This window comes from Photobacterium sp. TY1-4 (genome assembly GCF_025398175.1).
Taxonomy (GTDB): domain Bacteria; phylum Pseudomonadota; class Gammaproteobacteria; order Enterobacterales; family Vibrionaceae; genus Photobacterium.
On record NZ_CP099734.1, the window covers coordinates 3,054,298 to 3,066,306 of the forward strand.

5 protein-coding genes, 2 tRNA genes and 3 rRNA genes are annotated in these 12,009 nt (G+C 49.8%); 1 reads left to right on the forward strand and 9 read right to left on the reverse strand.

Annotation, left to right across the window (positions count from 1 at the left end; translation table 11 throughout):
• Window positions 1-4: 4 nt before the first annotated feature.
• Window positions 5-1,267, reverse strand: coding sequence for an ACP S-malonyltransferase (gene fabD, locus NH461_RS14100; RefSeq protein WP_261600958.1), 1,263 nt, complete (start codon window positions 1,265-1,267; stop codon window positions 5-7).
• A 227-nt stretch (window positions 1,268-1,494) separates the two neighbouring features.
• Here fabD and NH461_RS14105 point away from each other — a divergent pair, with 227 nt between their 5' ends.
• The gene (locus tag NH461_RS14105; protein ID WP_261600959.1) at window positions 1,495-2,238 is read left to right on the forward strand and encodes a thioesterase II family protein; all 744 of its coding nucleotides are present in this window, start codon (window positions 1,495-1,497) and stop codon (window positions 2,236-2,238) included.
• 18 nt (window positions 2,239-2,256) lie between these two features.
• On the opposite strand, the gene NH461_RS14110 is transcribed toward NH461_RS14105, so the two are convergent.
• The 8 genes from NH461_RS14110 to NH461_RS14145 form a co-directional block, all read right to left on the reverse strand.
• Window positions 2,257-3,324 carry an SGNH/GDSL hydrolase family protein gene (locus NH461_RS14110; protein WP_261600960.1) on the reverse strand — a complete coding sequence of 356 codons (1,068 nt, stop codon included), beginning with the start codon at window positions 3,322-3,324 and terminating at the stop codon, window positions 2,257-2,259.
• A 691-nt stretch (window positions 3,325-4,015) separates the two neighbouring features.
• Window positions 4,016-4,092, reverse strand: a tRNA-Asp gene (locus NH461_RS14115).
• 14 nt (window positions 4,093-4,106) lie between these two features.
• Window positions 4,107-4,222: ribosomal RNA gene (gene rrf / locus NH461_RS14120) — 5S ribosomal RNA — on the reverse strand.
• A gap of 149 nt (window positions 4,223-4,371) precedes the next feature.
• Window positions 4,372-7,260: ribosomal RNA gene (locus NH461_RS14125) — 23S ribosomal RNA — on the reverse strand.
• Between the two features lie 304 nt (window positions 7,261-7,564).
• Window positions 7,565-7,640 (reverse strand) — tRNA-Glu (locus NH461_RS14130).
• A 67-nt stretch (window positions 7,641-7,707) separates the two neighbouring features.
• Window positions 7,708-9,273: ribosomal RNA gene (locus NH461_RS14135) — 16S ribosomal RNA — on the reverse strand.
• The 16S, 23S and 5S rRNA genes sit together here with 2 tRNA genes alongside, the layout of an rRNA operon.
• Before the next feature lie 524 nt (window positions 9,274-9,797).
• Window positions 9,798-10,025, reverse strand: coding sequence for a hypothetical protein (locus NH461_RS14140; RefSeq protein ID WP_261600961.1), 228 nt, complete (start codon window positions 10,023-10,025; stop codon window positions 9,798-9,800).
• Window positions 10,026-10,125: 100 nt separating this feature from the next.
• On the reverse strand, window positions 10,126-11,565 hold the full coding sequence (locus NH461_RS14145) for a PLP-dependent aminotransferase family protein (RefSeq protein WP_261600962.1): 1,440 nt from the start codon (window positions 11,563-11,565) through the stop codon (window positions 10,126-10,128).
• Window positions 11,566-12,009: the final 444 nt, after the last annotated feature.

Genomic DNA, 12,009 nt, shown 5'->3' on the forward strand with positions numbered 1-12,009 from the left:
CGGACTAACCTACGATCTCTGCCACAGAAAAGTCGGTGATGAGCGTCTTCAATTGCACTTCATCGGCAATCTGCTGAAAGCGTTGCTTCTGCTCAAGCGCAGACACGCCCTTGGTGTCCAGAATGGTTTTCAACAGCCCCAGCGCCGAGCGCGCCGTTTCCGGGCTGACATCCCCGGCTTCGTGCAGTGCCTTGAGCTGGTTATAAGGCTGGACCACTCCTTGCTCATAAGCCTTGAGATCATCGTTGGTATTTCGGGTACTGACCGCCACAGCCATACACTTGTTCAGTACATTAATCTGCTGATCCTGATTAAACTGCGCACGCGCCGAGCGGTTCATCAGCAGCGATCCCAGCTGCTCGCGATCCGATTTCAGATCAAAAGCAAGCGTCTCGATCGCAACATGATGTTTCGCCAGTTTCTTCAGTACTGAACCAGGGCCGAGTTCGAGCGCCAGGCTCACGCAAGCTTGCTGAACAAAATCCATGGTTTGTTTCCAGCACACCGGCTGCACTAACTGCTCAACCAACAGCCGCTTGATTTCTGAGGCACTTTCATAAGGTTGTCCGGTGACATTTGAAATGACCGAAACTGCTGGCTCCCTGAATGAATATTTCTCAATTTCCTGGGCAAACCGATCAGCCGCAGGCTGCATGAGAGGCGAGTGAAAAGCGCCGCTCACCTTGAGACGCTGGTTTTTAATACCCAGTAACTCCAGCTCTGCCTGTAAGGCTTCAATTGCCGTCACCGCACCAGACACAATAATCTGATCGCCCGCGTTGATATTCGCCGGCGTGACCTGTGCATCCGGGGTCGACACTTGCTCGCAATAACGGGCCACCGACGCATCATCTGCACCAATCACCGCCAGCATGCCCCCCTCACTGTTAGCAGCCGCTTGGGCCATCAGTGTCGCCCGTTGGTCAACCAGACGTAGCGCATCTGCAAAATCCAGTACATCCCCAGCGACCAAGGCGGCGTATTCTCCCAGGCTATGGCCGGCGACCAGCGTAGGCGTCACACCGTATTCCTCGTGAAATAATCGATAGAACGCCACATTCAAGGTCAGAATTGCCGCTTGGGCATTCTCAGTTTGCATTAAAACATCAGGTGATGCGTTAAAACATAAATCCGCAATATCCTTCGCTAAAACATCTGACGACTCAGCAAATGTTTCACGAACAACTGCATATTTATCAAATAATTCTTTTCCCATTCCAACATATTGAGCCCCTTGACCAGGGAACAACAATGCTAATTTTCTCATGCCTAACCCTTAAAACAATCATCCAATAATAATTCACTCACTTTTACATATAATGGATAACTCAATGAATAGATGTTTCTCACGTTTGGAAATATCTCCAGAAATAACCTGAAAACATATGAAAAAATCACTAAATTCACAGCACAGTTCAAACAAAACAAAAATAAGAAAAAATAAACCGTGCAAGAATGTATTATTTAACCACTCAACAATATTAAGGATTAAAAATGTCAAAGTGGTTTTACCGATTTAATTCCGACAATGTGAAAATGAGAGTGATATTCCTCCCTTATGCCGGAGGGAGCGCCTCTATTTATCAGGATTGGATCAAACATCTCTCGCCAGGAATTGAAGCCATTCTGGTTCAACTGCCTGGCCGGGCAAGCCGATTTGGGGAATCCCTCATTTCATCCATGGATGAGATCACTTCAGAACTCTCTGATATTATTGACGAATTATCCGATCTGCCTTACATTGTTTTCGGGCACAGTATGGGAAGCCGGATTGGATACCAGTTACTAACTCATCTCCGTGAGTCCGGTCACCCATTACCCAAACACTTCATTGCGTCCGGTTGCAAGGCACCACATCAGGAAAGGCATATGTCAGGAAGTCACTTACTTCCAGAAGATGAGTTCATCAATGAAATAAAACGCTTGAATGCAACGCCTGAGGAAGTACTACAAAACAAAGCATTGTTAAATCTTTGCATTCAAATATTAAGAGCGGACTTTGAAATTGCTGACCATCAATCACCCATTCCAAAATTAAAACACAGCACCCGGTGTACTTTATTTTTTGGATTATTGGATCAGGAAGTCGATATGGATGATATTGAAGAATGGCAAAAGCATTTTTCGGATAAAGTTAATGTAAAGTTATTTAATGGTGAACACTTTTTCATCCATAGCCACAAAGAAAAAGTAATCAATGAAATAAATAAAATATTTATTCAGGAAGAGAGGAATTAATCATCTCTCCCATTCATATTAATTTTTCTTGATTAAAGACAGTTCATTAATTCTTGAAACCAGATTATCCGCCATCACCCGATGCTCTGAGGCAATCGGGTGCCACATACAGCCCAGATGCTCCGTCATATAATAATGGGTATACACCTGCAGGATGCCTTGAGCGAATAGCTGAGATTCCATAGCGTGAATCGCCTCTCGATACCAATCTTTTGAAATCACAAGGATCGGAATTTCGCCGTATCTGCCACGCAGCTGCGAAATAAAGTCCACATAAGATTGAATCCAAACCCCGTAAAAGGTCGGCAGATCCGGCCATGGTTCATGCGGTTGAAGTGGGGTACTAAAGTCATTGCCGCCTAAATTAATCACGATTAAATCAGAGTGCTTATCTTCAAATTCCTCTCCGGCCGTAAATACCGAACCCGCTTTGTTCCAATAGTATGGCAGGTTATGATAAGGCTGATTTCCGTTCCAGTTTCGAACTAGTCCCAGGCCAGAATAAGCCACAATCGTTCGGCTGGCCCCTAATGCATCTGCTGCCAATGAGGCGTAAGACAGGCGGTTATTGGTCGTATTCGAAACCTCATCCAAGGTACATTCTCGCTTGTCGGACTCCACACCATATCCGACCGTAATGGAATCCCCGAAAAAGAGAAGATGCGGTTTATGCTCCCACCAACCTTGAATCATGCCGTCGGCTTCAAATCCATGTACCTGAAGCATGGCATCATAGCTTTCATTTCTTTTTACCAACTCGACACGCACATCACGTGGCTCAGTAAAACGCAACAGTTCATAATCATTCAGCCCGATCGTCGTAGTTAACTGACTTTCGACTACGTCATCCACCACGACATCAAACTGCGTTCCCCGACCATCCATCTTCACAGCCAGACGAGTCCCATTGAACTGAAATTTAATTTTAGACCCCGGCCAACTCAACTCGACATTGCCAGTATTCCAATCTTTGACCACCCGACCTTCATAATTAATCCGGTAATCCGTCGCAGACAGCGTCTCTGCATATAACTGCCCGCTCATTACCATTAAACATGCCGAAAACAGCACTTTTATCCATGACATAACCACCCCACAAAATGCAACAGAAAGCATAAAGAGATAAAAACTAGCAACCTTTTATTGCAGTAACAACGCCATCTGTAGTGAATTAACTCACTATGAACGAAGTATTTTGAGCCGCTCGGGGTGGGGCGCAAAAATACTGAAAACCAATAATGAAAGTACAGATATTTTGGATTCATATTCAGTTTCTGATGACGCCATTTATATCGGGGAATGAGGTGTGGAACTCGTACGGCGGAAGGGCGAACCGTAAATAACAAGTATAAAAAAACCAAGCATTTATGCTTGGGTTTAGTGCAAGTGGCGGAACGGCTGGGCCGGCACTCCGGCGAGACTCATTCGACCGTAGGGCGAAACATGATCTTCAGACGTAAAAAAGCCCAGTCTTTTAACTGGGCTTCTTAAAGAGTGGCGGAGCGGACGGGAATCGATGGTCCGGCATTCCGGCCCGCGAAAAAGTGCGTAGCACTTTCGGGAGCGTAAAATGTAAAAAAGCCCGAATCATTCGACTCGGGCTTAGTAAAAGTGGCGGAGCGGCTGGGCCGGCACTCCGGCGGGACTCGAACCCGCGAATGCCTACGGCAGCGTGACAGGCCGCTGCTTTCAAGGTAAATAGGCTAACCAACTGAACTACCGCTCTTGTACTGCACATACAAAAAATCCCCAGCATTGCTGCTAGGGACTTAATGATTGGCGGAGTGGACGGGACTCGAACCCGCGACCCCCGGCGTGACAGGCCGGTATTCTAACCAACTGAACTACCACTCCGCACTAAATTGGAAGCCTGGCGATGTCCTACTCTCACATGGGGAGGCCCCACACTACCATCGGCGCTGCTGCGTTTCACTGCTGAGTTCGGCATGGGATCAGGTGGGTCCGCAACGCTATGGTCGCCAAGCAAATTCGACGTGAAGGGATTCACTAATATCGCGATGCCATGGATGGCAAGGAGCGATGTGACCCTACACTAAATCTGGAAAAGTTAACTAGTTTCTCAAACACATCATTCAAGTGCTCGTGGAGTCCGTAAAACCCCTTGGGTGTTGTATGGTTAAGCCGCACGGGCAATTAGTACAGGTTAGCTCAACGCCTCACAGCGCTTACACACCCTGCCTATCAACGTCGTCGTCTACGACAACCCTTCAGAAGGCTTAAAGCCTTAGGGATGACTCATCTTGAGGCTCGCTTCCCGCTTAGATGCTTTCAGCGGTTATCGATTCCGAACTTAGCTACCGGGCAATGCGTCTGGCGACACAACCCGAACACCAGCGGTTCGTCCACTCCGGTCCTCTCGTACTAGGAGCAGCCCCTCTCAATCATCCAACGCCCACGGCAGATAGGGACCGAACTGTCTCACGACGTTCTAAACCCAGCTCGCGTACCACTTTAAATGGCGAACAGCCATACCCTTGGGACCGACTTCAGCCCCAGGATGTGATGAGCCGACATCGAGGTGCCAAACACCGCCGTCGATATGAACTCTTGGGCGGTATCAGCCTGTTATCCCCGGAGTACCTTTTATCCGTTGAGCGATGGCCCTTCCATTCAGAACCACCGGATCACTATGACCTGCTTTCGCACCTGCTCGAACCGTCATTCTCGCAGTCAAGCGGGCTTATGCCATTGCACTAACCTCACGATGTCCGACCGTGATTAGCCCACCTTCGTGCTCCTCCGTTACGCTTTGGGAGGAGACCGCCCCAGTCAAACTACCCACCAGGCACTGTCCGCACCCCCGATAAGGGGGCGACGTTAGAACATCAACACTACAAGGGTGGTATTTCAAGGACGGCTCCACAGATACTGGCGTACCTGCTTCGAAGCCTCCCACCTATCCTACACATGTAGGGTCAATGTTCAGTGCCAAGCTGTAGTAAAGGTTCACGGGGTCTTTCCGTCTAGCCGCGGGTACGCAGCATCTTCACTGCGATTTCAATTTCACTGAGTCTCGGGTGGAGACAGCGTGGCCATCATTACGCCATTCGTGCAGGTCGGAACTTACCCGACAAGGAATTTCGCTACCTTAGGACCGTTATAGTTACGGCCGCCGTTTACCGGGGCTTCGATCAAGAGCTTCTCCGAAGATAACCCCATCAATTAACCTTCCGGCACCGGGCAGGCGTCACACCGTATACGTCATCTTTCGATTTTGCACAGTGCTGTGTTTTTAATAAACAGTTGCAGCCACCTGGTATCTGCGACTCTCAATAGCTCCATCCGCGAGGGACTTCACCGTCAAGAGCGTACCTTCTCCCGAAGTTACGGTACCATTTTGCCTAGTTCCTTCACCCGAGTTCTCTCAAGCGCCTTGGTATTCTCTACCCGACCACCTGTGTCGGTTTGGGGTACGATTCCTTACTATCTGAAGCTTAGAGGCTTTTCCCGGAAGCATGGCATCAATGACTTCAGTGCCGTAGCACCTCGACATCGGGTCTCAGCCTTGAGATGGTCCGGATTTGCCTAAACCATCAGCCTACACCCTTGAACCTGGACAACCGTCGCCAGGCCCACCTAGCCTTCTCCGTCCCCCCATCGCAATAGTAAGAAGTACGGGAATATTAACCCGTTTCCCATCGACTACGCCTTTCGGCCTCGCCTTAGGGGTCGACTCACCCTGCCCCGATTAACGTTGGACAGGAACCCTTGGTCTTCCGGCGAGGAGGTTTTTCACCCCCTTTATCGTTACTCATGTCAGCATTCGCACTTCTGATACCTCCAGCAGCCCTTACAGACCACCTTCAACGGCTTACAGAACGCTCCCCTACCCAATGTAGTAAACTACATTGCCGCAGCTTCGGTGTATCGCTTAGCCCCGTTAAATCTTCCGCGCAGGCCGACTCGACCAGTGAGCTATTACGCTTTCTTTAAATGATGGCTGCTTCTAAGCCAACATCCTGGCTGTCTGAGCCTTCCCACATCGTTTCCCACTTAGCGATAACTTTGGGACCTTAGCTGGCGGTCTGGGTTGTTTCCCTCTCCACGACGGACGTTAGCACCCGCCGTGTGTCTCCCGGATAGTACTTACTGGTATTCGGAGTTTGCAAAGGGTTGGTAAGTCGGGATGACCCCCTAGCCTTAACAGTGCTCTACCCCCAGTAGTATTCGTCCGAGGCGCTACCTAAATAGCTTTCGGGGAGAACCAGCTATCTCCAGGTTTGATTGGCCTTTCACCCCTAGCCACAAGTCATCCGCTAATTTTTCAACATTAGTCGGTTCGGTCCTCCAGTGCGTGTTACCGCACCTTCAACCTGCCCATGGCTAGATCACCTGGTTTCGGGTCTAATCCCAGCAACTGCACGCCCAGTTAAGACTCGGTTTCCCTACGGCTCCCCTAGATGGTTAACCTTGCTACTGAAATTAAGTCGCTGACCCATTATACAAAAGGTACGCAGTCACACCACGAAGGTGCTCCTACTGCTTGTACGTACACGGTTTCAGGTTCTATTTCACTCCCCTCACAGGGGTTCTTTTCGCCTTTCCCTCACGGTACTGGTTCACTATCGGTCAGTCAGGAGTATTTAGCCTTGGAGGATGGTCCCCCCATCTTCAGACAAGATAACACGTGTCCCGTCCTACTCGTTTTCACTTTAAATGCGTTGTCGGCTACGGGGCTATCACCCTGTATCGCGGCACTTTCCAGAGCCTTCACCTGACGCATAAAAAGCTTAAGGGCTAATCCGGTTTCGCTCGCCGCTACTGCCGGAATCTCGGTTGATTTCTCTTCCTCGGGGTACTTAGATGTTTCAGTTCCCCCGGTTCGCCTCAACACGCTATGGATTCACGTATTGATAACTGCTTCTGCAGCTGGGTTTCCCCATTCGGAAATCGCAGACTCAAGTGGCTCTTACTGCCTCATCTGCGCTTATCGCAAGTTAGTACGTCCTTCATCGCCTCTGACTGCCCAGGCATCCACCGTGTACGCTTAGTCACTTAACCATACAACCCCAAAGGGTCTGTATCGTAAACAACCAAGGTTTCCATCTGAGTAAAAGATGGAATAGTTTGTTTTGCCGGACTCTTTGTCTGTCTTCACTTTGAAAAGTGAAAGCAAACTTACACAAGACACTTGAATGTGTTTTGCTTGAGAACTCGTTTCTCTTTCGAGAAACAATAATTTCAATTCATCCATCGTGATGACGAACCAATCGAATTTACTAGTCAGCTTTCCAGATTGTTAAAGAGCATGTGTTTGCCTTTCGGCATCCACTTTCTAATCACACTCGTAAGTGTATTTAGAAAGTGGCGTCCCATAGGGGAGTCGAACCCCTGTTACCGCCGTGAAAGGGCGGTGTCCTAGGCCTCTAGACGAATGGGACACTGTTGTCTTTTACTATTAACCAGGCAATCTGTGTGGACACTGCATCAAACAATGTGTCATATCGTTAAGGAGGTGATCCAGCCCCAGGTTCCCCTAGGGCTACCTTGTTACGACTTCACCCCAGTCATGAACCACACCGTGGTAAACGCCCTCCCGAAGGTTAAGCTATCTACTTCTGGTGCAGCCCACTCCCATGGTGTGACGGGCGGTGTGTACAAGGCCCGGGAACGTATTCACCGTGGCATTCTGATCCACGATTACTAGCGATTCCGACTTCATGGAGTCGAGTTGCAGACTCCAATCCGGACTACGACGCACTTTTTGGGATTCGCTCACTATCGCTAGCTTGCAGCCCTCTGTATGCGCCATTGTAGCACGTGTGTAGCCCTACTCGTAAGGGCCATGATGACTTGACGTCGTCCCCACCTTCCTCCGGTTTATCACCGGCAGTCTCCCTGGAGTTCCCACCCGAAGTGCTGGCAAACAAGGATAAGGGTTGCGCTCGTTGCGGGACTTAACCCAACATTTCACAACACGAGCTGACGACAGCCATGCAGCACCTGTCTCAGAGTTCCCGAAGGCACCAATCCATCTCTGGAAAGTTCTCTGGATGTCAAGAGTAGGTAAGGTTCTTCGCGTTGCATCGAATTAAACCACATGCTCCACCGCTTGTGCGGGCCCCCGTCAATTCATTTGAGTTTTAATCTTGCGACCGTACTCCCCAGGCGGTCTACTTAACGCGTTAGCTCCGAAAGCCAGTGTTCAAGACACCAACCTCCAAGTAGACATCGTTTACGGCGTGGACTACCAGGGTATCTAATCCTGTTTGCTCCCCACGCTTTCGCATCTGAGCGTCAGTCTTTGTCCAGGGGGCCGCCTTCGCCACCGGTATTCCTTCAGATCTCTACGCATTTCACCGCTACACCTGAAATTCTACCCCCCTCTACAAGACTCTAGCCTGCCAGTTCCAAATGCGATTCCGAGGTTGAGCCCCGGGCTTTCACATCTGGCTTAACAAGCCGCCTGCATGCGCTTTACGCCCAGTAATTCCGATTAACGCTCGCACCCTCCGTATTACCGCGGCTGCTGGCACGGAGTTAGCCGGTGCTTCTTCTGTCGCTAACGTCAAACAACTAAGCTATTAACTTAGCCGCCTTCCTCACGACTGAAAGTGCTTTACAACCCGAAGGCCTTCTTCACACACGCGGCATGGCTGCATCAGGGTTTCCCCCATTGTGCAATATTCCCCACTGCTGCCTCCCGTAGGAGTCTGGACCGTGTCTCAGTTCCAGTGTGGCTGATCATCCTCTCAGACCAGCTAGGGATCGTCGCCTAGGTGAGCCGTTACCCCACCTACTAGCTAATCCCACCTGGGCTAATCCTGACGCGAGAGGCCCGAAGGTCCCCCTCTTTGCTCCCATCTCGTAAAAGACAGGAGATTATGCGGTATTAGCCATCGTTTCCAATGGTTATCCCCCACATCAGGGCATATTCCCAGGCATTACTCACCCGTCCGCCGCTCGCCGCCCAACAAATCACCCGAAGGGTCAATGTTGTCGCTGCCGCTCGACTTGCATGTGTTAGGCCTGCCGCCAGCGTTCAATCTGAGCCATGATCAAACTCTTCAATTAAAGATTTTTTTGGCTCAATGAATACTGATTTCTTGTTTCCGCTTTTTAAGAAAAAGCAGAAGCAAAAATAAATTGACTGTGCCGATATAGCCGAAGCTATGTCGTTTTGGTCACTCAGTTCATTGATAACCTGTTTGCTTTCGCTTTTTAAAGCGAAGACAAATAAGCTTTGACTATCATTTCACGAGTGCCCACACAGATTGCATGGTCAAATTGTTAAAGAACAATTCCTCATTCGCTTTTGCTCTGAGGAGGTGCGCCATTCTAAGGATTCAAAGGGATGTGTCAAACACTTTTTGAAACTTAATTTTGAAGGCTTTCACCGTCCCAACGCGTTGCTTGCTTTCTTGCTTTAAGAAGCCGCTCTCCGTGTCGGTGAGGCGGCATTATAGAGAGTTCAAATCGCATGGCAAGCCATTATAAAAAAAAACATCCCTAACCGCCCCGACAGCTCGCAAATAAAACAACACCGAACTTTTAGCTCAATAAACAAACGAATTCATTATCTGCTTTTCAACGTCTGCTCAATGTGCGTCGCCGTGTTCATTGGCTTCGTCCTTTGCCGCTGCATAACGAAACGACACCACACCAATGGCAAACAACGCAAAAGGGATCAACGCCGCGGTATATTCAACCCAAAGTTGTTCCGCCAAGCTTTTTGAAAGGATCAAATGACCAAACACTACCAAAGCCGCACAGATGATGGCGACGCCAATTAACTTCACTTGATCACGTTGAGGTTGCACTTTCATCGTTTCTCTCCTGATTTTAAATAACCCGGTGATCAGAACACAGTCCAGAATGCTCGATGTAGTACAGTTCCTCGGGAAATGACTTAGTACAGCCCCGCGATCAGTCTTTTTCGCATAATTCCGTTAAGTAAGCCGCCAATTGATATAAAGCCGCTTGATTTTTCTCATCCCACGGATAGGCGCAATTAATCCGCATACAGTGCTGATAGCGCTGGTCTGCAGAGAACAGTGTGCCCGGTGCAATACTGATCTGATACCGGTCCAACAAATCCGCAAGGATTTCAGAAGTGTTAATCTGTTTCGGCAAAACCACCCACAGGAAATAACCGCCAGTCGGGCGGGTGATCTGAGTTCCGGTGGGAAAACTCTGTTCGATCGCCCCCAGCATTTGTTGCTGCCGTTGCTCCAGGGTCCGTCGTAATCGGCGGAGATGGTTATCATAGCCCCCATGTTGAAGGTACTGCGCCAGGGCCAGTTGATTGGGCGCCCCGACTGAAAGCGTGGACATAAACTGAAGCTCTTCAACTTGCCGGGCATAACGCCCCGCGGCGACCCAGCCTACCCGCAAACCGGGCGCCAGGCACTTAGAAAATGACGAGCAATGTAAGACCAGCCCCCGATCATCCAACGCCTTCATCGGCATCGGCTTCTCGGTCCCAAAATAGAGTTCGGCATACACATCATCTTCAATCACCGGAATATCATTCCTGGCCAGGACCTCATATAAAGCCTGTTGCCGACCCGCCGGGATCGTCGCCCCCAGCGGATTTTGAAACTTGCTCATCAACCAGCAAGCTTTCACGTCATTTTCGACAATGGCTTGCTCAAGACCTTCCGGCGACATGCCTTCACGCGGATGTGTCGGGATTTCCACCGCTTTCAGTTTGAATCGTTCAATGGCTTGCAGGGCACCGTAAAACGCCGGCGACTCAATCGCCACACAGTCTCCCGGCTGAGTCACCGCCGCCAGACACAGCCCCAACGACTCCATCGCCCCCGAGGTAATGACGATATCATCCAGTGAAACATCGATCCCGTCTCTTAAGTAGCGCTGGGCAATCGATCGCCGAAGCTCCAGACTTCCCGGTGGCAGGTCGGAGATGGCGCTATGGGCCGGCATGCTTTTAATCGCCTGCCCCAGTAAGCGTCCGATGGTATGAATCGGGAAGAGCGACGGATCCGGAAAAGCCGAACCGAATGGCACCACATCCGGCCGCTTACAGGCCCGCAGCACTTCAAAGACATGCCGGTTGATTCGAATCGAGCGATTCACAACCTGAGGGATCACCTGCTCCGGCTCAGCCAGGCGGTTAAAATGCGCCGCGACAAAATATCCCGCTTTGGCCTTGGCATAGATCCACCCTTCGGCTTCCAAATGCTCATAAGCCTTCAACACGGTCATGACACTGACAGACTGCGCCTTACTCATCACTCGGACCGAGGGAATACGCTCGCCCGGCAGCCAAATCTTTTCTTTGATTTGCCGCTTCACCTGATCGACGATGCCGCCATAACGGCTATTGGGTACATGCGATGACAAGGAGCCCACTCTCTTATTGATTTTCAGATAGTTAGAATATTAACGGCTGAATCAAAACGGTCAGAGTAAGAAGGCCGGGTTTCTCTGCTAAGTGTGATAGAGGACAGAAAAAGAGGGCAGATCCATCCGCCAATCAGCCCAAGGCTGCGATGTTCCGTTCATGAAATTCCCTGTTTGCTCTGACATCACCCAGGCGACATCAGCGTCGAACCGTCCCTTATCCAGCGAAAAGCGGCCACCACGGCAATTTTCTGCGGTTCACCAACATCAAACCCCGACATCGAGATGAAATACTAAAAAACAACCCAGAAGCAGGGATACCCACTAGATGTAAAATCAGCACGCGATGAACTCCTGATTATATGAGTTTCATAGCATTCTGTGAGGTTGAGCACTCTGCGCCAGGTTTCATTATTCAGTACCCGACGAATTAACTGGTGATAC

Bases quoted from the DNA above. Each gene is read 5' to 3' on its own strand.
- NH461_RS14105 (WP_261600959.1), top strand. From the start codon at position 1,495: ATGTCAAAGTGGTTTTACCGATTTAATTCCGACAATGTGAAAATGAGA.
- NH461_RS14140 (WP_261600961.1), bottom strand. From the start codon at position 10,025: ATGAAAGTGCAACCTCAACGTGATCAAGTGAAGTTAATTGGCGTCGCC.
- fabD (WP_261600958.1), bottom strand. From the start codon at position 1,267: ATGAGAAAATTAGCATTGTTGTTCCCTGGTCAAGGGGCTCAATATGTT.
- NH461_RS14110 (WP_261600960.1), bottom strand. From the start codon at position 3,324: ATGTCATGGATAAAAGTGCTGTTTTCGGCATGTTTAATGGTAATGAGC.